The sequence below is a fragment of the Gilliamella sp. CG13 genome (genome assembly GCF_046635805.1).
Classification (GTDB): Bacteria; Pseudomonadota; Gammaproteobacteria; order Enterobacterales; family Orbaceae; genus Gilliamella; species Gilliamella apicola_I.
Genome location: NZ_JBIDFM010000011.1, coordinates 1 through 19,339 on the forward strand (window position 1 = coordinate 1; position 19,339 = coordinate 19,339).

General features: G+C 32.9%; 23 protein-coding genes. 11 read left to right on the forward strand and 12 right to left on the reverse strand.

The window, feature by feature from the left end; translation table 11 throughout:
• Positions 1 to 374 precede the first annotated feature (374 nt).
• Positions 375 to 1,010, forward strand: a complete 636-nt coding sequence (locus tag ACGH6R_RS10660; RefSeq protein WP_411599775.1) for a serine O-acetyltransferase — start codon at positions 375 to 377, stop codon at positions 1,008 to 1,010.
• Here ACGH6R_RS10660 and ACGH6R_RS10665 read toward each other — a convergent pair.
• From ACGH6R_RS10665 to ACGH6R_RS10685, 5 genes are read right to left on the reverse strand one after another with little or no spacing between them, the layout of a single operon-like run.
• Positions 1,000 to 1,923 (reverse strand): PLP-dependent cysteine synthase family protein, encoded by a 924-nt coding sequence (locus ACGH6R_RS10665; protein ID WP_411599777.1) that lies wholly within the window; start codon positions 1,921 to 1,923, stop codon positions 1,000 to 1,002. The two genes, ACGH6R_RS10660 and ACGH6R_RS10665, sit on opposite strands and share 11 nt — an antisense overlap.
• Before the next feature lie 17 nt (positions 1,924 to 1,940).
• Complete coding sequence (locus ACGH6R_RS10670) at positions 1,941 to 2,726, reverse strand: HesA/MoeB/ThiF family protein (RefSeq protein WP_411599800.1); 786 nt, start codon at positions 2,724 to 2,726, stop codon at positions 1,941 to 1,943.
• On the reverse strand, positions 2,681 to 2,965 hold the full coding sequence (locus ACGH6R_RS10675) for a hypothetical protein (protein WP_411599778.1): 285 nt from the start codon (positions 2,963 to 2,965) through the stop codon (positions 2,681 to 2,683). Before ACGH6R_RS10675 ends, ACGH6R_RS10670 begins: the two co-directional genes overlap by 46 nt.
• Positions 2,950 to 3,447 (reverse strand): Mov34/MPN/PAD-1 family protein, encoded by a 498-nt coding sequence (locus ACGH6R_RS10680; protein ID WP_411599780.1) that lies wholly within the window; start codon positions 3,445 to 3,447, stop codon positions 2,950 to 2,952. The genes ACGH6R_RS10675 and ACGH6R_RS10680 overlap by 16 nt, the downstream gene beginning before the upstream one ends.
• A gap of 10 nt (positions 3,448 to 3,457) precedes the next feature.
• Complete coding sequence (locus ACGH6R_RS10685) at positions 3,458 to 4,369, reverse strand: DMT family transporter (RefSeq protein ID WP_411599781.1); 912 nt, start codon at positions 4,367 to 4,369, stop codon at positions 3,458 to 3,460.
• A 421-nt stretch (positions 4,370 to 4,790) separates the two neighbouring features.
• On the opposite strand from ACGH6R_RS10685, the gene ACGH6R_RS10690 reads away from it, so the two are divergent.
• Complete coding sequence (locus ACGH6R_RS10690) at positions 4,791 to 4,859, forward strand: DUF4184 family protein (protein WP_411599802.1); 69 nt, start codon at positions 4,791 to 4,793, stop codon at positions 4,857 to 4,859.
• Positions 4,856 to 5,524, forward strand: a complete 669-nt coding sequence (locus ACGH6R_RS10695) for a DUF4184 family protein (protein ID WP_411599783.1) — start codon at positions 4,856 to 4,858, stop codon at positions 5,522 to 5,524. Before ACGH6R_RS10690 ends, ACGH6R_RS10695 begins: the two co-directional genes overlap by 4 nt.
• A gap of 23 nt (positions 5,525 to 5,547) precedes the next feature.
• On the opposite strand, the gene gmhB is transcribed toward ACGH6R_RS10695, so the two are convergent.
• Positions 5,548 to 6,084, reverse strand: a complete 537-nt coding sequence (gene gmhB / locus ACGH6R_RS10700) for a D-glycero-beta-D-manno-heptose 1,7-bisphosphate 7-phosphatase (RefSeq protein ID WP_220216046.1) — start codon at positions 6,082 to 6,084, stop codon at positions 5,548 to 5,550.
• Positions 6,085 to 6,201: 117 nt separating this feature from the next.
• Between gmhB and metN the strand changes: the two genes are divergently transcribed.
• The 4 genes from metN (at position 6,202) to tsaA (ending at position 9,763) form a co-directional block, all read left to right on the forward strand.
• Positions 6,202 to 7,233: a methionine ABC transporter ATP-binding protein MetN gene (metN, locus tag ACGH6R_RS10705; protein WP_411599784.1), complete on the forward strand. Its 1,032-nt coding sequence runs from the start codon at positions 6,202 to 6,204 to the stop codon at positions 7,231 to 7,233.
• 112 nt (positions 7,234 to 7,345) lie between these two features.
• The gene (locus ACGH6R_RS10710; protein ID WP_065559648.1) at positions 7,346 to 8,005 is read left to right on the forward strand and encodes a methionine ABC transporter permease; all 660 of its coding nucleotides are present in this window, start codon (positions 7,346 to 7,348) and stop codon (positions 8,003 to 8,005) included.
• A gap of 14 nt (positions 8,006 to 8,019) precedes the next feature.
• Positions 8,020 to 8,922 (forward strand): methionine ABC transporter substrate-binding lipoprotein MetQ, encoded by a 903-nt coding sequence (gene metQ, locus ACGH6R_RS10715; RefSeq protein ID WP_411599785.1) that lies wholly within the window; start codon positions 8,020 to 8,022, stop codon positions 8,920 to 8,922.
• Between the two features lie 136 nt (positions 8,923 to 9,058).
• The gene (tsaA, locus tag ACGH6R_RS10720; RefSeq protein ID WP_411597049.1) at positions 9,059 to 9,763 is read left to right on the forward strand and encodes a tRNA (N6-threonylcarbamoyladenosine(37)-N6)-methyltransferase TrmO; all 705 of its coding nucleotides are present in this window, start codon (positions 9,059 to 9,061) and stop codon (positions 9,761 to 9,763) included.
• A gap of 214 nt (positions 9,764 to 9,977) precedes the next feature.
• Here the strand turns inward: tsaA and hslO are convergent, their stop codons facing one another.
• The 3 genes from hslO to ACGH6R_RS10735 all read right to left on the reverse strand — a co-directional run bounded on the left by hslO (position 9,978) and on the right by ACGH6R_RS10735 (position 12,937).
• Positions 9,978 to 10,841, reverse strand: a complete 864-nt coding sequence (gene hslO / locus ACGH6R_RS10725; protein WP_267378906.1) for an Hsp33 family molecular chaperone HslO — start codon at positions 10,839 to 10,841, stop codon at positions 9,978 to 9,980.
• Between the two features lies 1 nt (position 10,842).
• The gene (gene hslR / locus ACGH6R_RS10730) at positions 10,843 to 11,241 is read right to left on the reverse strand and encodes a ribosome-associated heat shock protein Hsp15 (RefSeq protein WP_065559639.1); all 399 of its coding nucleotides are present in this window, start codon (positions 11,239 to 11,241) and stop codon (positions 10,843 to 10,845) included.
• 91 nt (positions 11,242 to 11,332) lie between these two features.
• On the reverse strand, positions 11,333 to 12,937 hold the full coding sequence (locus tag ACGH6R_RS10735; protein ID WP_411599787.1) for a hypothetical protein: 1,605 nt from the start codon (positions 12,935 to 12,937) through the stop codon (positions 11,333 to 11,335).
• Positions 12,938 to 13,174: 237 nt separating this feature from the next.
• Here ACGH6R_RS10735 and greA point away from each other — a divergent pair, with 237 nt between their 5' ends.
• Positions 13,175 to 13,651, forward strand: coding sequence for a transcription elongation factor GreA (gene greA, locus ACGH6R_RS10740; protein ID WP_065559646.1), 477 nt, complete (start codon positions 13,175 to 13,177; stop codon positions 13,649 to 13,651).
• Positions 13,652 to 13,716: 65 nt separating this feature from the next.
• On the opposite strand, the gene yhbY is transcribed toward greA, so the two are convergent.
• Positions 13,717 to 14,010 carry a ribosome assembly RNA-binding protein YhbY gene (yhbY, locus tag ACGH6R_RS10745; protein WP_065559637.1) on the reverse strand — a complete coding sequence of 98 codons (294 nt, stop codon included), beginning with the start codon at positions 14,008 to 14,010 and terminating at the stop codon, positions 13,717 to 13,719.
• Positions 14,011 to 14,108: 98 nt separating this feature from the next.
• Between yhbY and rlmE the strand changes: the two genes are divergently transcribed.
• The 3 genes from rlmE to folP all read left to right on the forward strand — a co-directional run bounded on the left by rlmE (position 14,109) and on the right by folP (position 17,694).
• A complete protein-coding gene (gene rlmE / locus ACGH6R_RS10750) occupies positions 14,109 to 14,735 on the forward strand; it encodes a 23S rRNA (uridine(2552)-2'-O)-methyltransferase RlmE (protein ID WP_267360587.1) in 627 nt (208 codons plus the stop codon).
• Between the two features lie 85 nt (positions 14,736 to 14,820).
• Positions 14,821 to 16,689: an ATP-dependent zinc metalloprotease FtsH gene (ftsH, locus tag ACGH6R_RS10755; protein WP_267351154.1), complete on the forward strand. Its 1,869-nt coding sequence runs from the start codon at positions 14,821 to 14,823 to the stop codon at positions 16,687 to 16,689.
• Positions 16,690 to 16,857: 168 nt separating this feature from the next.
• Positions 16,858 to 17,694 (forward strand): dihydropteroate synthase, encoded by an 837-nt coding sequence (gene folP / locus ACGH6R_RS10760; protein WP_411599789.1) that lies wholly within the window; start codon positions 16,858 to 16,860, stop codon positions 17,692 to 17,694.
• A gap of 132 nt (positions 17,695 to 17,826) precedes the next feature.
• Here the strand turns inward: folP and ubiA are convergent, their stop codons facing one another.
• Positions 17,827 to 18,657, reverse strand: coding sequence for a 4-hydroxybenzoate octaprenyltransferase (ubiA, locus tag ACGH6R_RS10765; protein ID WP_294827704.1), 831 nt, complete (start codon positions 18,655 to 18,657; stop codon positions 17,827 to 17,829).
• Between the two features lie 108 nt (positions 18,658 to 18,765).
• On the reverse strand, positions 18,766 to 19,326 hold the full coding sequence (locus ACGH6R_RS10770; RefSeq protein ID WP_220216058.1) for a molecular chaperone: 561 nt from the start codon (positions 19,324 to 19,326) through the stop codon (positions 18,766 to 18,768).
• Between the last annotated feature and the right edge of the window lie 13 nt (positions 19,327 to 19,339).

Consider the following 19,339-nt stretch of genomic DNA (forward strand, 5'->3'; position numbering starts at 1 on the left):
GCTGCGTATACTACGCTACACCTTTTTATTCGTCAAGATCTTTTTTCAAAATTTTTGATCCTGCTCACTAACCTCTTGTTCCGCCTGCTTTCGCTGACGCCGTGTCAGTGGATGCGCATTATAGAGCCTTAAAAAAATCATGCAAGCGTTTATTGCAATTTTATTTCTGTTTGTGTTTTTTTTGGTCTTGTCGTATTAAAAAAAGCTATTTTATAAAAATAAAGTTTAAATTGTTCATCTATTGTTGAGATGAAAGGCCAATTAAAATTTACACATTATATTGAATAAGAAATTGATATTTTCGTTTAAAAAATTATACAAGTGTATATTTTTTAGATATAATTTTTCTTAACTAATAGTGGAGTTTAATTTTCATGTACGAAATTAAAGATAAAGAAATCATTCTTTCTAAAATTATTTTTTTAATTGATAAATTTAATTTAAGTTACATCAACAGAGAAGATTTAAATAATTTAATAAATTTATTAGACGAGGATAAAAAATCTTTTTTAGAAAAGGATCCATCAACAAAAAAAGATTCTATTTACTTTTTACTAGCATTCTCCTCATTTAACTCTATAGTGGGATATAGGTTAGCTAATTTAATAGTATATAAATATAAAAACAATATAGATGCGAAAAAAATATCTGAGTACATTAAAATCAAAACAGGGATTGAAATACATCCTTCGGCAAAAATAGGTTCAAGATTTATAATTGATCATGGTGTTGGAACTGTAATTGGCGAAACTTGTATTATAGGAAATGATTGCTATATTTTACAAAAAGTTATTTTAGGATCATCGCAAATAGCTAGAAATATTGATAAACAAAGACATCCTATTATAGGTAATAATGTTGAGATAGGTGGATTTGTGAGAATTTTTGGGAATATCAAAATAGGTGATAATGTAAAAATATCACCTCATTCAATAATTTTTAATGATATCCCTAGCAATAGTTCTGTAATTATTAAAAATAATAAACAATATATTAAAACTAATTGTTAAAATAATCTAAATAAGAATCTAAATTATCATAAACTAAAGTCAAAATATTACAGTTTTTATTTTTTTTCTTTTTTTCAAGAAGTTTTTTTATAGCAACAAAATTAGCAGCTGAAGATATTCCAATACTAATAGATTCAGTTTTCAATAAAAATTTACACATATCCTTACATTCATCAAGATCTACTGAAATCATATCATCTAAAAGATCTGTGTTTAGTATGCTCGGAATTATTCCAACAGACAGCCCTTGTATTTTATGAGCCGCATGTATATCATTAATTAGGTCGCAACCTTCTGGCTCTACACCTATTACTTTTAAATCGGACCATTTTTGTTTAATTACTTCTCCTATACCAGTTATATGCCCACCAGTTCCTATTCCACCGATAAAAAAATCCAACTTCATTTCAGAAAAATCGTTAACTATCTCAAGTGCTGTTGTTTCTCTATGAGCTTGTGGATTGGCACTATTTTTTTGTTGATTAAGCATCACATACTGTGGATTTTGAAGTTGTAACTCTAATGCTTTTTCACCATGAGAGTTATTTCCTAATTTGCTATCAGATAAAACAATATCTGCTCCGTATAATTTTAGTAGTTTTTGCTTTTCTTTACTATAATTATCTGGAATGACCAATATTAGTTTATAACCGAATAAATTAGCAGCCATAGCTAGACCAATTCCAGTATTCCCACCACTTGGTTCTATTATAGTTTGCCCTGATCCCCTTTTTAATATTCCTTTCTTTTCAGCATCAATTATCATACCTAGAGCAATTCTTACTTTATGGCTTCCTCCAGGATTTAAATTTTCTAATTTAGCAAAAATATTTGCTCCCAAAAATTTAGATAACTTACTTAAATAAACTATTGGTGTATTACCTATTATATCTAAAATAGAACTATAAATCATAAATATAAATCCCTTTATTATTTCGAACAAATTATGCAGTTTTTATTTTTTAATAATTTTATTTTTCTAAAATTCGTGTTTAAAACATCCACAGTTAATAACTCACCTGAAAGTATTTCTCCAATATTTAGAATTACTTTTAAAACCTCTGAGGCTTGAATTGTACCTACTATTCCTGGAATAATTCCTATAACTCCAGTTACGCTTCCACTTGGAGCTAATTCATCTGGGGGAGAGGAGGGAAATAAACATCTATAACAAGGTCCTTCTTTATAATTAAATACACTAACTTGTCCTCTAAACTCACTTATTGAACCATGAATAAAAGGAATTTTGTAAACATGACAAGCATCATTCATAGCATACCTAACTGAAAAGTTATCAGATGCATCTACTACAACATCATAATCTTTTATTAATTTTTCTGCGTTACTTTGATTTAATTTTATATTGTATGTCTTTATATTTAAATGTTTGTTTATATTTAATAATCTTTGTTTAGCTGATTCTACTTTCTCATTCCCTAACGTATCATATCCATGAACTATTTGCCGTTGTAGATTACTTTTATCAACAACATCAAAATCAACTAGTCCTATTACTCCTACTCCAGCTGCCGCTAGATACATAGATATAGGAGATCCCAAACCTCCTGTCCCTACAATTAATACTCTGCTTCTCTTTAGTTTTTCTTGTCCCGCTATTCCAACAAGACTAAGACTAATATGCCTAGAGTAATGTTCTAACTCGGATTCACTTAATATTGATTTTTTTTTTCTATCCCACCTGATGTAGCAATTAATAACTCTATAACATCATCATTTAATACTTTAGCATCTAATGATGATACTGTATCATTTAAAGATATTAAAAAGTGACTTTTCAATATTTTATTTGGATAAAATAAATGCTCCTCAAACTCTGACTGTTCTTCACATAAAAATCTAAGACACTCTTCTATGTTATTTCCTCTTACTGAGTATTCACATTTATTTTTATTCATTAATTTAATCAATCTTTCTGAAATTATAATTTTTGGCATAAGTGCTCCTTACTTTGAATTTCTAAACTATTTACATAAAAACCATTTGAATCATATGTAGCAATACAAATAAAACTATCATCTACGAAAGAAAATTCCTTAGTTTCTATTATTTTGCCTTTTTTAATATCTACCACTAAATGATTTACATCATATATTGGTTTTTTCATGAATAATGCTTTTTCGGTATCTTCATCACTAAAATATGCACCAACGTCAGGGTGAGAATGATATATAAATCTAGCATAATTATTCGTTTTAAAACTATTATCTAAAATTTTTATATCTAAAAGAGACATTGAATATGCTTCTGTAGATTTTCTTGGATAAATAATAGGATTTTTTTGATGTAATTCATTTTGAATATTTGTTGCCTTATATACAGAACCATCATTGAAAACAAAACCACATGCCTCAGACGGGTATTGGCGAATAGCATGTTTATAAATTTCTTTTAGAGAATTAGGTGATATCTTATTCATTTTTTATAATCTATTTGTTTTTTTTAAAAAAATTACCAGGCAATTTTGTTATAGCAAAACCTAACAACATAATTGTTGTACAAATAATAAAATTAATTGAAATAATTTTATTCTCATAAATAGATGAAATAAATATAGCAACTACAGGAAAAATTATGAAAATAAAGGATAAAATGACAGGACTCATCTTCTTTAATAAAAAGAAATAGGCAATAAAGCCACCAACTGATGCAAAAACCCCTAAATAAATTAATGCCATCCAACTATTTAAAGATATATTTTGAAAATTATTTTCTTCAAAACAACAACTTAGCAAACAAAGTATAATTCCCGCGACGCCTATTGGAAGAGTATTAAAGGTAAAAACATTAATACCTTCGCCGGCTTTTTTTGAATAAACATATAAAAAACCATGCATTAAGGCAGCTAACAATATAGCTATAACACCTAAAAAATCAGTATAAGAAATAACAAATCCTTCAGATATTAAAATATATATCAAACAAACAAAGCCAACAGTTATACCTATCAATTGGTTGAAAAAAATTTTATCTTTTAAAATTATTTTAGAAAAAAGAATAGAAAAAATAGGCATCGTACTAAATAGAAGTGAGGTTAATCCTGATGATACAAATTGTTCACCAAAACTAAGTAGATAATAGGGAATAGTAAAGTAAAATAATGTTAATAGAACAAAAAAATGCAGTGATTTTCTAGGAAACAATACTGGTGATTTAGCAATAATGGTTATTAATATTAAAAAAGGAAACGCAATAATAAAACGCAAACCTGCAGCTAAAAGAGGATTGACGGTTTCTACAGAAACTTTTATTCCAATCCATGTAGTTCCCCACGTAAAACAAACAATTAAAAATAATAACAAAATAAAATATTTATTATTCAAGAATTTTTTTTCACCCATATTGTTTCACTTTAATCAAAACTAACATATATAATGTTAAATAATATACTATTAAAAAGATAAGTCTGTAAATTAAAGTATTTATTTGATAATTTATTGTTTAGATTTGTAAATTTTTTATTAAGACCCTTATCATTCTAAGCTTTCAAAACTTATCCTAAGACTAATGTTTGTAAACATCAAAACTAAAAGATATATCTTTTAACTCATTAAATAAGCTATAAACGTAAAAATTGTTATTGAAATAGTTTTACCACATTACTTCAAATTTTTTTATTTTTAACTAATATTTCCTCATTTTCCGTATGTTTTTATATATGATTTTTATAAAATTACTGCATCCTAATTTCTCTTATTATTATTTATTATGTCAGTTATGATATGTTTGCTTTAGGCTAATTTTTTAAGATGGATTTTTCATATGCCTTTTACTTTCGCACACCCAGCAATTGTTTTACCTTTTAATAAAAAGCCTCAATTTTTTCCATGACAGCCTTAATTATAGGTAGCATGTCCCCTGACTTTGAATATTTTCTTAGAATGAAAATAAAAAGTGATATGAGCCATACTTTATTTGGTATTGTTTATTTTGATCTGCCAATAACATTAATGGTTGCTTTTATCTTTCATTCCATTATTCGTAATGAACTAATCAAAAATTTGCCTCATTTCCTTTATAAACGATTTGCTCATTATCTTACTTTTAATTGGAATCAGTATTGCTTACATCATTGGTTTATTGTTTTGACATCAGCCGTAATAGGCATTACGTCTCATATTGGTTGGGACAGTTTTACTCACTTAACGGGTTTTGTAGTAAAACACATTCCTTTTTTACAGCAGACAATTTCCCTAAAAAATATTGATATTCCTATCTACCAATTACTACAGCATGGCAGTACTTTGGTCGGAATGAGTTTAATATGCCTCTTTATTCTTAGATTACCGATCATGACTGATAAAAGGAATACGGTTAGTTTTCTATATTGGGGTTTGGTTATGATGATCGTTATAGGTGGTTTCTCTCTTTTTTTCGCTAATACTATCCATACTTTTGGTCAAAATGTGGTGAACTTTATTGATGCACTATTTTTAGGATTAATATTAGCACCACTTGTCTTGAGAATTATACGGCGTTTATTTCAAACACCGTAATAGAATAGTATTGTTTTAGAACGTTATGATTCTGCTTTTATTTTATTAGGTAAATCCGCCAAACTATCGATTACCCAATCGGCTTGAGCAACGACTTCTTCAGTGATTGGGTCGCCCGTTTTCACTAAAACGGTTTTTTTAACCCCAGCCCTTTTACCTGATAATAGATCTGAAAGTTTATCGCCCACCATATAGGAATTAGCAATATCAATGCCTAACTCTTTCGCTGCGGTTTGAATCATACCGGGACTTGGTTTTCGGCATTCACAATGATCGACTAGTGGATCATGCGGACAATAATAGATACCATCTAAGTCAACACCTCTGTCTTGTAACGACCAATCCATCCATTCAGTTAAAGTATGAAATTGCTCTTCAGAAAATTTGTTTCTGGCAATTCCAGACTGATTGGTGGTAATAACTAATAAGAAACCCATTTTTTTGAGCTCTTGCATTGCCTCAATAACTCCGTCAATAAAGTGGAATTTATCAATTGTGTGCACATAGTTATAATCGATGTTTATTGTACCATCACGATCTAAAAAAATAGCAGGCTTCATATTTACTCATTTTCCTTTTATTTAGGTATTTATCCTAATTTGCATAATATATTATTGATTGACTTAGATGTCTAGACGTCTTAATATTCAACTATTCGCATTTTGCTTTTATATATTATGATACAATTACAACATATTTCGAAAACTTTTGAACATAATAATACGTTAATCCACGCATTAAAGGATATTACTATTAATGTACCCAAAGGTAAAATTTATGGAGTTATCGGTAAATCAGGCGCTGGAAAAAGTACATTGATTCGCTGTGTCAATCTGTTAGAAAAGCCGACAAGTGGTAAAATTTTTTTAGACAATCAAGAGATAACCAATCTATCTAATCGACAATTAATTCCTGTTCGTCGAAAAATCAGCATGATTTTTCAACATTTTAATCTTCTCTCATCACGTACCGTATTTGATAATATTGCTTTTCCTCTTGAACTTAATCGGACACCCAAAGCTAAGATTAAGCAAAAAGTCGATGAACTAATCGCATTAGTTGGTTTGAGTGAAAAAGCAAATGTCTATCCAGCCAATTTATCTGGTGGACAAAAGCAACGTGTTGCTATCGCACGAGCCTTGGCAAGTGACCCTAAAGTATTATTGTGTGATGAAGCAACCAGTGCCCTTGATCCAGAAACAACGCGTTCGATTTTAACTTTATTAAAAGAAATCAACCAGAAACTTGAATTAACAATCTTATTAATTACCCATGAAATGGATGTCGTTAAACAGATTTGCGATCAAGTTGCCGTTATTAGCAATGGAGAGTTAATTGAACAATCATCAGTAGGTGAAATGTTTTCCCATGCTAAAACCGATATTGCCCGTCAATTTATTCAATCTACTTTACATTTAAACATTCCTGATGACTATTTAACTAAGCTATCAAAAAAGTATAGAGAAGGACTTAATCCCCTAGTACGCCTAGAGTTTTCAGGTGTTTCGGTTGATTTACCGCTGTTATCGCAAATTGCTCAACAATTCAATATCGAAAGCAATATTATTAGCGCTCAGATGGATTACGCCGGTGGCGTTAAATTTGGTTTAATGCTAGCGGAAATGAAGGGAGAGACGAAAAGTATTGAATCCGCAATTGAATTTTTAGAAAAAAATAACACCAACGTAGAGGTGCTTGGTTATGTTTAGTTTTATTCCTTCTTTTAAACCTTTCGAAACCTTATTTCGATATTTAGCACACTACAATTTTTGGGGTGATTTTGTCGCTTTTTGCTCTTCTTTTAATGGTTTTAATGAAGCCATGTTATTTAAAATGGCACAAGCTACTGATGATACTATTTATATGGTGTTATTATCGGGTTTTTATGGAACATTAATTGGATTACCATTAGGTATATTGTTGTATGTCACCCGAAAGGGAAATATACTTGAAAACTATATCGTGCATTTTACATTTTCTTTTCTTACCAATATATTTCGAGCAATTCCTTTTATTATATTAATTTTATGGATAAAACCTTTTACAGTTGAAGTTATGGACATTATTACAGGTCAAGCTACTTTTTTGGGAAGACAAGGTGTTATTGTTCCACTTAGTGTTGGTGTTTCGCCTTTAATTGCGAAAATGATTGAAAATGCATTACTTGATATCCCTAAAAGTTTAATTGAGGCAGCTCGTTCAATGGGAGCTACACCATTACAAATTATATATAAAGTTCTTATTCCTGAATCATTACCAATTATCATTAATAGCATGACAATAACACTGATAACACTAACAGGCTATATTGCACTAAGTGGAGCTGTTGGAGCTGGAGGCTTAGGTCAATTAGCGATTCAATATGGCTATAATAGTTACAAACCCGCTATAATGAATACAGTTGTTATATTATTGGTTGTACTAGTTTTCCTAATCCAAGCTATTGGCAATAGGATTGTAAAATATGTTACTCATCATTAATTTTGGAGAAAATTATGTCAATTAAACAGCTAGCATTAATTACCACCTTAGTAAGTGCCTTTTTTTTAACGGGTTGTGATAATAGTAAACAAACAGTATCGGAAAATAACAATTCAAATCAATCAGATAACATGACTACACTTAAAGTCGGTGTTATTTCAGGGCCCGAACAAGAAGTAGCCGAAGTGGTAAAACAACAAGCTAAGGATCTTTATCATTTAGATGTTGAGTTGGTTATTTTCAATGATTATGTCACCCCTAATCAAGCATTAAATGATGGATTAATTGACGTTAATGCCTTCCAACATAAACCTTATTTAGATGAGCAAATGAAAGAGCGTGGTTACAAATTAGCTGTTGTCGGTAATTCATTTGTTTACCCAATTGCAAGTTATTCTCATAAACTTAAACCAATCGACAATGCTACGCCAACGGGTGAAGGCGTGAAAGTAACATCTCCACGCGGCGAAACTTTCTTTATTCCAGCTAACTCAACCATTGCGATTCCAAATGATCCAACTAATTTAGGTCGTGCACTACTGTTATTACAACATGAAGGATTAATTACCGTTGATAAATCAAAAGGTTTATTACCGACAGTTTTAGATATCACCAGTAATCCTAATAATTATAAGATTATTGAGCTTGAAGCGCCTATGTTGCCACGCTCTTTAGACGATGCACAAGTTGACCTTGCTATTATCAATAATGCATTTGCCGGACAAGCAAATTTAACGCCAAGTAAAGATGGCATTTTTGTTGAAGATAAAGAATCCCCTTACGTTAATATTATCGTTGCCCGTGAAGCAGATAAAGATAACGAAAATATCAAAAATTTTGTGAAAGCTTACCAAACTGATGCTGTAGCGCAAAAGGCAGATCAAATTTTTAATGGTGGTGCTATTCGTGGTTGGTAATAACTTATCAAAAACATTAATAAATCAAAATTCCGCCGATTTAAGGTCGGCGGAAACAATTAAAGACAAAATAGATAGAGTAATTGAGTGATATACTGCAGACCATACATTAATTCAGCAAAGCATAATTAAGATCATGACCTGGCATATAGACCCCATTGGTATTATACATTCCCCTTATAGCGAAAAATTTGCTGTACCCAGACAACCGAATTTAGTTCCTGCTGGACATGGAGAACTTCATTTATTGGCACCTTATAACGATCCTAATAGTGTTAAAGGATTAGAACAGTTTTCACATTTATGGTTGCTATTTCAATTCCACCATATAGATCAGAACAAGTGGCGCTTAACCGTTCGTCCTCCTCGTTTAGGTGGAAATAAAACGTTAGGCGTATTTGCAACTCGTTCCCCATTTAGACCCAATCATATCGGGCTTTCAGCAGTAGAATTAAAAGACATAGTCATTAAAAATAAACAAGTTATTTTAAAATTAGGAAGTTTAGATTTAGTTGATGGCACACCTATAATCGATATAAAACCCTATCTACCTTATTGTGATAGTTATCCAGATGCCACTGCTGGCTATGCACAAACGTCTCCAGAAAAAAAATTACACGTCGTGTTTTCAGATGAAGCTCAACTTTTTTTAACATCGCAAAAACAGAATTATCCAGAGTTAGCAGATTTAATTGCTCAAGTCATTTCACAAGATCCTAGACCTGCTTATAAACAAAATAACATCGCTGAACAAACATATGGATTAACGCTATACCATTTTAACATAAAATGGAAAATCAAAAATGAATGCGCAATAGTCGGCGATATCGAGGTTATCTAAAAAAATTTACTTAACTGAAAAGTAAATAATTTTCTTTTTCCAATAGGATAAAATAGCTTTGTAAATTTTCTTAACAAAATTATGGCAAAAAATTAATAAAAAAGGTTGGTGTATTTATACGATTCTGATACATTATGTACGGGTTTAATTCCCTATATTTCACTTTGCCACTAAAATTAGTTAATAATCTTAGTGGTATTTTTATGCCTAAAAATCAATGGATATTTGTTTTGTGTTTGCTTCGCATTTCAGTGATATCTATCTCATCAAATATATAATGTTTACCACAATAATCACAAAGGATATCAATCTTTCCACCATCCTCTTTGAGGATTTCATCAATTTCATTTTGCGGTATTGTTGCTAAACTATCCTCAAAACGTTGCCGAGAACAACCACATTTAAATGTAACATTCTCAGTTTCAAACAATCGAACTTGTTCTTGATTATAAAGGCGATATAAAATTTCATCACTGGTGAGTTTAAATAATTCATCGTTCGTGATTGTTTCGGTTAAAGCGCATAGATGATCAAAAGAATCTTCAGTATTTTCATTAGCTGGTAACACTTGCAATAATATGCCGGCAGCCATTGGTTTATTATTGTAAACACCTGTTTTAACGAATAATCTAGTTGGCAACTGTTCAGACTGCATGAAGTAATTTTCAATACATCCTATTAGCGTCTCTTTTTCAAGTCCGACAATACCTTGATAGCGTTCTCCATTTTTGGGCGTAATGGTAATTACAATATAGCCATTACCCACCATATCTTTCAATGACGCATTATCAGCAATATCTCCATTAACTCGAGCAACCCCACGTAATTGAAGAAGATGATTGCCATTAACAACCGCTAAACGCAGAGGACCATCACCTTGTAATTGAACTGCAATATCGCCTTCAAATTTTAAGGTTGCGGTTAATAAACTCGTCGCAACCAGTAATTCACCCAATAAATTTTGTACTGCTATAGGATAATTATGGTTATCTAAAATTGCTTGGTAAGTTTGTTCTAAACGAGTTATTTCACCACGAACAGGGTGATTATCAAAGATAAATCGATTTAAAGTATCCATATCAATTATTGTCGCCTTGTTGTCTATCATATTTAAATTTTATTAAGTTACGCCGCTCTTTTTTATCCGGCTTTCTATCAGGATGTGGCATGGTTAATGCATTAAGCTTGCGTGCTTCAGCAATTTTTTCGCGTTTATCAATGCTCTCTTGTGTTTCTTGATAAAGTAATTGAGCTTCTTGCGCTGATCTCCGTTGTCCATTAATCGCCAGAATTTTAATTGTTTTTTGATCTGAACCTTGACGAAGAGTCAAAATTGCACCGACTTCCACCAATTTACTCGGTTTAGTTCGTTGACCATTATAGTGGACTTTTCCCCCCTCAACCATTTCACGAGCAAGTGAACGCGTTTTATAAAATCGGGCAGCCCACAACCATTTATCTAGTCTGATTTGATCCATTTCACTCTCATATTAATTAATCAAAAACGTCATTTAAACACGAACAGGAGTTTTAGCATTTTAATAGTATATAAGGCTAACTAAACCAATATCAATTGTCTGATTGAAGAAAATGATTGATCGCATTGACTTGTATTGTGCCAGCTAAACTAAATGGTGCAATTTTACCAACTAAATTAGCGGTATAATTAGTTGACTCAGGATCGTAATTAACTAATTTCCAATCTTTTAATAAAGAACTTGGGATATTAGCAGCACCTAATTGAAAAGAGGTAAATTCTGTTTGATTAGCATTAAGCTTTGCTTTTATTTCAACAACACCCTTGTTAATTAAACTACTAAAGTTTAATAATGCATGCTGTTGTGAATCATATTTTAAGGTCAAATCTGGATAATTAATCTCAATTCCATTAATAGATCCTCTTTCAGCTTTAAAAAATAGGTTTCCGGCATCAAATCCTAAATATTTATCTTTGACTATAACAATATCTGAGCCCAGTGCTTCAAAATTAGTAAAAGCAAATGGATAGTTAGCATCAACATTAATTAATAGACTTGGTAAAATCGATAATTGAGTAATTTCAATCCGACTAAATTGTGTTGGTAATACTAATTGCTCTAAATGTTGAGGTAATTGATAAATGACACTAGCTATCGTGACTTGTTCTAACTGTAAAATATTACCGTGCCAGCTACCTGTGATATTTACATTACCTTTATTCCAAGTGGCTATCGCTTTTTCAATCTCAATATTATCATCATTAAGATTGAGTTGAAGTAATACTGAGGAAAATAGATTATCTAACCATACAACATTATCGGCATTGAAAACAAGAGAGCTTTCATCAAAATACCATCCATTATCAAAACGAATATTTTTGACTTCAAGATTCCCTTTTTCAACGAGAAAAGAGGGTAGCTGTATACTACTTTCAAATATCGACAATTGTCGTAAAGAGAATTTCGGTAAATAGGAAATATATTTTTCCCAAAAATCGTCTTTTTGAGATTGTAGATGAATATTGCTTAATTTAAGTTGTTCAATATCCCAACTTTTATCAGCTAATATCTTTAACTTACTTACAAAAAATCCATTTTCAATATTCCCACCTAAATTGGTTAAGTAGGTAATATTATCACGGTGAAATCCTTGAACGATTACTGATTTTATAGCAACCTCATTGATCAATACTTCGTTAGAAGTGAAATCAAACTGGGCATTATTTAAACTTGATGAAGAATAAGATTTAATTCCGCCATTTACCTGTTTAAATAGAATTTTATCTTCATTATTATTTATTGAAACAGTAACGGTAGAATTAATGAATTTTAACGTATCAGTCGAAAAATCATAATGTTTAATTTTGCTATCAGCCAATATTCCATCAATCACAGTAACATAGCTAAAATGATTGAATTGCCACAGTTCATGTTTATCTAACCCTATAACCATTTTAGGAATATTAGCTATCTGCTGCTGACCATCGCTGATGACAACATCATCCAAGACAACTTCATAAACATTTGAAAAAGAATGGTGAACATGCCCAATTGAGATAGTATAGGGACTTAATTTTGATAATTGCTCACTTACAAATTTTGCTCCAAACGCCGTCTGTACTACAAAATAAGAGAGTAACACTAACAACCAAGCAATTGCTAAAAGAGTAAGTAAGTAGAATCGTATCCGTCGCATAAATGAATAAAATTGTTATAATAAGCCGTTCACAATGACATTACGATAAACGATTTTAAATGAAATAGCATCTTATTTTAGTATAAATGATTTGTCGTTAAGTCAGTTTTACAGTTAATATATAGAAATACACAATCATATCTTTGAAATACCAAATGGAATCGATCACTCTTCCTTTATTTAAAGTAAGATGAGGGATTGTTTTTATTTAATTTAAATAAAGCGGGAGACACACAAATGAAACAAATCCCAATGACAGTAAAGGGAGCTGAATTATTACGTGCTGAACTTGAAGAGCTGAAAAATGTTAAAAGACCTCAAATTACAGCAGCGATAGCCGAAGCGAGAGCACACGGTGATTTAAAAGAAAATGCAGAGTATCATGCAGCAAGAGAACAACAAGGTTTTTGTGAAGGACGTATTCAAGAAATTGAAGGAAAGTTATCACAAGCACAAATTATAGACATTACCAAAGTCAAAAACACTGGCAGAATTATTTTTGGTGCCACCGTCACTGTTATCAATGTGGATACTGATGAAGAAACCACTTATCGAATTGTAGGTGATGATGAAGCTGACTATCGACAAAATCTCATTTCGGTTAATTCCCCTATTGCCAGAGGATTAATTGGTAAAGAAGATGGCGACACCGTACAAATCAAAACGCCTGGCGGCGATGTAGAGTTTGATATTGTTAAAGTAGAATATATTTAAAAGGTTAATTCTGCATTGTCATTTACTACAGATAAACAGGGCGAATACCCTGTTTATTAATCGTATTATTTAGGTAAAGTGATTTTTTTCTCTTCACTTGGTCTAAAAATGGTAAAAATAGAACCAACTTGTTGTACTGCAAGGGCATGCGTTTCACGTATGATAGCCTCACAAATAAGCTTTTTTGTCTCTCTATCTTCAGCAGACACCTTGATCTTAATTAACTCATGAAAGTTTAACGCATTTTCAATCTCTGCAAGCACACCTTCAGTAAACCCATTAGCGCCGATCATGACAATCGGTTTTAAATGATGAGCTTCACCTTTTAAATACTGTTTTTGTTTATTTGATAAATTCATTATTTTTTTATCACATTAAGTTGCAATTTTGTTATTCTACCCTTATATATATTTGTAATCAATTGAAGTGAACTCTTTACTATAAGGATTTATTCCCTGTGAGTAACAAAAAACGCTCAGCAAGCTCGACTCGTTGGCTTAATGAACATTTTAATGATCGCTTTGTGCAACAAGCACAAAAAAAAGGTTTACGATCGCGAGCATGGTTCAAATTAGAAGAAATTCAAAAAAGTGACAAATTATTTAAACCCGGCATAACCGTTGTTGATCTAGGCGCAGCGCCTGGTGGATGGTCACAATATGTGGCGTCTGTTATTGGTAGCAAAGGACGAATTATCGCTTGCGATTTATTACCGATGGATCCGATTGTCGGTGTTGATTTTCTACAAGGTGATTTCCGAGACGAAGCCGTGCTTAAAGCATTACTTGACCGTGTTGGTGAAGAAAAAGTACAAGTCGTCATGTCAGATATGGCTCCTAACATGAGTGGTCAACCTGCTGTTGATATTCCAAGAGCAATGTATTTAGTTGAACTTGCTTTAGATATGTGTCGAGATGTCCTTGCCCCAAATGGCAATTTTATTGTCAAAGTATTTCAAGGTGAGGGATTTGAAGATTATTTAAAACAAGTTAGATCGATGTTTAAAACTGTCAAAATTCGCAAACCTGAAGCATCCAGATCGCGATCGAGAGAAGTTTATATCGTTGCAATGGGTATGAAGTAGCCAGTAGCACAATTTTGTAGTACCATTACTTCCTAATTTTAGTCGTAACTGTTAATTTTTATGAGAGGTTTTTCTTTTGAACGACATGGTAAAGAATTTACTGATCTGGGGAATTATTGCCGTAGTATTGATAGCTGTATTTAATCAATTCAGCTCAATTTCAAATAGCGGTCCTCAAATCAACTATACTCAATTTAATTCCGATATCACCAGTGGTAAAATCCAAGAAGTGCATATTAATGGACGCGAAATTATTGCCACGACAAAAGATAATCGTAACTATGTAACTTACATCCCTTATTTTGATGAAAAGTTAATGGATGACTTAGTTTTAAATAAAGTTGCCGTTTATGGTAGTCCAGATGAAAAACCAAGTTTGTTAGCAAGTATTTTAATCTCTTGGTTCCCCATTATTTTATTAATCGGATTTTGGATCTTTGTCATGCGTCAAATGCAAGGCGGTGGTAAAGGCGGACCAATGTCGGTGGGTAAAAGTAAAGCTCGGATGTTAGCGCCAGATCAAGTAAAAACCAAATTTACCGATGTCGCAGGCAGTGAAGAAGCCAAGCAAGAAGTAACAGAAGTAGTCGATTTTTTACGTGATCCGGGGAAATACCAAAAATTAGGTGGACGTATACCAAAAGGTATTTTGATGGTTGGACCACCGGGTACCGGTAAAACATTATTAGCTAGAGCGATTGCCGGTGAGGCCAATGTGCCTTTCTTTAGTATTTCAGGTTCCGACTTTGTTGAAATGTTTGTTGGTGTTGGCGCATCACGTGTACGTGATCTCTTTGAACAAGCCCGTAAACATTCACCTTGTATTATCTTTATTGATGAAATTGATGCTGTTGGTCGCAAACGTGGAGCGGGTTCAATGGGCGGTCATGACGAACGCGAACAAACCCTAAACCAAATGTTAGTTGAAATGGATGGTTTTGAAGCTAACAGTGGCATTATTATGATTGCAGCAACAAACCGTGCTGATATTCTCGATCCTGCATTACTTCGTCCAGGTCGTTTTGACCGTCAAGTTCAAATTGATTTACCTGACTTAAAAAGTCGTGAGCAAATTCTGGCAGTACATGTACGTAAAGTGCCTTTAGGGTCAGATGTTAATCTAGCAGTATTAGCCCGCGGAACACCAAATTATTCGGGTGCTCAATTAGCTAATTTAGTTAACGAAGCAGCGCTATTTGCCGCTCGCCGTAATAAACGTTTAGTCACGATGGATGAGTTTGAAGAAGCCAAAGATAAAATCGATATGGGTACTCAACGTCGTTCATTATCCATGACAAAAGAGCAATTAACCAATACGGCTTATCATGAAGCTGGACACGCAATTGTGGGTTATTTAATGCCAGATCATGATCCGCTCCATAAAGTCACGATTATTCCTCGTGGAGGGGCGTTAGGTGTCGCCTTCTTCTTACCGGAAGGTGATCAAATTAGTCAAACTCGTACTCAGTTAGAATCAAAAATTTCAACAGCTTATGCAGGACGTATTGCCGAAGGCTTAATTTATGGCGAAGATAAAATTACCTCTGGTGCTTCAAGTGATATACGATACGCTTCAAATGTAGCCAGAGCAATGGTGACACAATGGGGCTTCTCAGATCGTTTACCACCTGCATTGTTTGAATATGAAGAGTCTTCTTATGGAGTCATGAAGAAAATATCTGATGGTACAGCTAAAATTATTGATGAAGAAGTTGATGCAATCCTTCAACGAAACTATCAACGAGCTAAAACAACACTAACTGAAAATATTGATATTCTTCATGCAATGAAAGATGCTTTACTTAAATATGAAACAATTGATAAAAAACAGATTGATGAACTGATGAATCGCCAGCCAGTCACGCCACCAGAGGGTTGGACAGCCAGTGATGAAAAAGCAGCACAAGAAGTTCCGAATGAAGGTCGTGATACACCACCTGAATCGGATAATTAATCTGTTTTAATTTCTATAACGCGCTACGGCGCGTTTTTTATCGGATAATTTAAATAAATCTAAAATAAAAACAGGTAACAAGCTTAAATGATTTTGCTATTGTTTAGCTTATAACTAAGTTTAACGATAGCAAAATTGAGTAGCAGATGACTTAAATAAGGCATAATCATGGAAATTCGTTTCAACAATCAAATTATGGATCTCTCTTTTCCTCAAGTAATGGGTATCGTAAACATGACGCCGGATTCGTTTTCTGATGGCGGTAATTATAACAATCTTGATGATGCCATGCGTCGAGTTGATAATATGATACAAGCAGGCGCAACATTTATTGATATAGGCGGCGAATCAACACGCCCTGGTGCAGCCATCATATCTGTTGAAGAAGAGCTCAATAGAGTGGTGCCTTTAGTTGAAAAAGTGGCTCGCTATTTTGATGTTTGGATTTCTGTTGATACCTCTAAACCTCAAGTTATGACAGAGTCAGCAAAAGCAGGAGCCCACTTAATTAATGATATACGAGCATTAACAGAGTCTGGTGCAGTCGAAGCCGCAGCCCAAACAGGATTACCAGTTTGCATTATGCATATGCAAGGCGATCCTCAAACCATGCAAAATGCGCCACATTATCAGCAAGACATCTATAAAGAAGTCGATCAATTTTTTGCCCAACATATCAATCGTTGCATCAATGCAGGGATTGAGCGAGAAAAAATTATTCTTGATCCGGGTTTTGGCTTTGGTAAAACATTAGCACACAATTATCGATTACTAGCAACACTTGAAAAATTTCATCACTTTCATTTACCGCTATTAGTTGGTATGTCTCGAAAATCCATGATTGGACAAGTATTAAATGTTCCGCCTAAAGAACGTATGTTAGGTAGTGTTTCTTGTGCAGTAATTGCAGCGATGAAGGGTGCACAGATTATTCGAGTTCATGATGTAAAAGAAACCTTTGATGCACTGCGAATTGTGCAAGCCACTTTAGCTGAACAGGAATAAACGGGATTTAACTTCAACAAAATGAGCTGTTATTTTGTTAAAAAGGGAATTTTTAGACAAATAAGATAAAAATCCCTTTTTGTTTTATTCTTAAGAATTTTCAACTTTTGGTATTACTGTTTCTAATAATCATTAAACAATAACAACACTTAAAAACATCACTAAACCGACATAATTATTATTTTGAAAAGCTTTGAAGCATCGAGTTCTATCACGATCGTTTATTAACCATTGTTGATAAAGAAACAGTAACGACATGATCGATATTCCACTATAGTAAATAAAAGACAGATGATGATTAAAACCAATAATTATCAAGCAAATCACCGTTATTATCTGTAAAATGCCAATTATCAATTTATCATAATGCCCAAACAAAACAGCCGTTGATTTAATGCCAATTTTGATATCATCATTGCGATCAACCATGGCATATTCCGTATCATAAGCAACTGTCCAACAAATATTTGCCAAACACAATAACCAACAGGTTAACGGGAACTGTTCAATTGTGGCCGCATAGACCATTGGAATGCTCCAACTAAATGCAATCCCTAATACTATTTGCGGAAAGTAGGTATAACGCTTCATAAACGGGTAAATCATTGCAGTTAACAATGCACAGCCAGCAATCATCCACGACAAAGTATTTAAAAAGAATAATAAACAAGCAGCCATTAACAACAATATCAATAATGTCCATAAAGCATTCTTTGCGGTTAATACGCCTTGCGCTAACGGACGGTGTTGGGTTCGCTCCACATGCGCATCAAAATGGCGATCAGCATAATCATTTACCACACACCCTGCCGCTCGCATCACAACAACACCCAGTACAAAGATAACAACAAGTTCAACTGGTGGATGAGGATTTGCAAGCCAAATTGCCGTTATAGTTGGCCAAAGCAATAGCAAGATTCCAATTGGTTTATCTAACCGCATAAGTTGTAAATAAGCTAACATATCTGATTTCTATCTTATATAACAATGGATAAATTATACCTTTTCCTTCAAAAACTGTAACGCTCTCAATAACTGAGCCAATTTAATTGCTACAATTAACAAGCAGGCTCATTGAAGCATCTCTAAATATTGTTCTGCAATAACGGCAAGAGCAGCATAAAATGGACTAATTTGATTATGTTTTAATTGGTTTAAATAGTAAGTAGACCACGTAAATAAATGTTCATTTAATAATTGTTTTGCTGTTTGTGGCTGATTTTTTTCCAACAGTAATGCAAATGCCATTAACATTAACCCAAACTGATCTTCAGGCTCATTCATACCAGTAGACAGCATTAACCCTTGTTGCTGTAAAAATTCACGATAACGTTCTTGTGATTCCCCCATTAATAACTTTTCTTGATCCAAATAGACCGATCCCCAAGGTGGGGCAAGCATTTCACCTTGTCCTTCAAATAACAGTGAAAATTGATAATCAAGATCTTGATGGGATAATTCTGCCGCCAATCTTTGACATTGCTGACAAATTAATTTGGGATTTTGCCAATTAGCCAGCTGATCGATATGGAGTAAAGCCTCAATCAACGGTTTGACGGTTTCGCTCCGAGGAGAATAGTAAAAAAATGCCCCAATGATTTTTGCTAAGGTGGCGGTAGTTAGATTATCCAATCTTATCTCTCTT

What these genes read in the sequence shown, in the direction of transcription:
- ACGH6R_RS10735 (WP_411599787.1), bottom strand. Translation starts at nt 12,937, where the DNA reads ATGCGACGGATACGATTCTACTTACTTACTCTTTTAGCAATTGCTTGG.
- ACGH6R_RS10710 (WP_065559648.1), top strand. Translation starts at nt 7,346, where the DNA reads ATGTTATTTAAAATGGCACAAGCTACTGATGATACTATTTATATGGTG.
- yhbY (WP_065559637.1), bottom strand. Translation starts at nt 14,010, where the DNA reads ATGAATTTATCAAATAAACAAAAACAGTATTTAAAAGGTGAAGCTCAT.
- greA (WP_065559646.1), top strand. Translation starts at nt 13,175, where the DNA reads ATGAAACAAATCCCAATGACAGTAAAGGGAGCTGAATTATTACGTGCT.
- ACGH6R_RS10695 (WP_411599783.1), top strand. Translation starts at nt 4,856, where the DNA reads ATGACAGCCTTAATTATAGGTAGCATGTCCCCTGACTTTGAATATTTT.
- ftsH (WP_267351154.1), top strand. Translation starts at nt 14,821, where the DNA reads ATGGTAAAGAATTTACTGATCTGGGGAATTATTGCCGTAGTATTGATA.
- hslR (WP_065559639.1), bottom strand. Translation starts at nt 11,241, where the DNA reads ATGGATCAAATCAGACTAGATAAATGGTTGTGGGCTGCCCGATTTTAT.
- metQ (WP_411599785.1), top strand. Translation starts at nt 8,020, where the DNA reads ATGTCAATTAAACAGCTAGCATTAATTACCACCTTAGTAAGTGCCTTT.
- ACGH6R_RS10660 (WP_411599775.1), top strand. Translation starts at nt 375, where the DNA reads ATGTACGAAATTAAAGATAAAGAAATCATTCTTTCTAAAATTATTTTT.
- folP (WP_411599789.1), top strand. Translation starts at nt 16,858, where the DNA reads ATGGAAATTCGTTTCAACAATCAAATTATGGATCTCTCTTTTCCTCAA.
- ubiA (WP_294827704.1), bottom strand. Translation starts at nt 18,657, where the DNA reads ATGTTAGCTTATTTACAACTTATGCGGTTAGATAAACCAATTGGAATC.
- ACGH6R_RS10665 (WP_411599777.1), bottom strand. Translation starts at nt 1,923, where the DNA reads ATGATTTATAGTTCTATTTTAGATATAATAGGTAATACACCAATAGTT.
- tsaA (WP_411597049.1), top strand. Translation starts at nt 9,059, where the DNA reads ATGACCTGGCATATAGACCCCATTGGTATTATACATTCCCCTTATAGC.
- ACGH6R_RS10685 (WP_411599781.1), bottom strand. Translation starts at nt 4,369, where the DNA reads ATGGGTGAAAAAAAATTCTTGAATAATAAATATTTTATTTTGTTATTA.
- ACGH6R_RS10680 (WP_411599780.1), bottom strand. Translation starts at nt 3,447, where the DNA reads ATGAATAAGATATCACCTAATTCTCTAAAAGAAATTTATAAACATGCT.
- metN (WP_411599784.1), top strand. Translation starts at nt 6,202, where the DNA reads ATGATACAATTACAACATATTTCGAAAACTTTTGAACATAATAATACG.
- ACGH6R_RS10675 (WP_411599778.1), bottom strand. Translation starts at nt 2,965, where the DNA reads ATGCCAAAAATTATAATTTCAGAAAGATTGATTAAATTAATGAATAAA.
- gmhB (WP_220216046.1), bottom strand. Translation starts at nt 6,084, where the DNA reads ATGAAGCCTGCTATTTTTTTAGATCGTGATGGTACAATAAACATCGAT.
- hslO (WP_267378906.1), bottom strand. Translation starts at nt 10,841, where the DNA reads ATGGATACTTTAAATCGATTTATCTTTGATAATCACCCTGTTCGTGGT.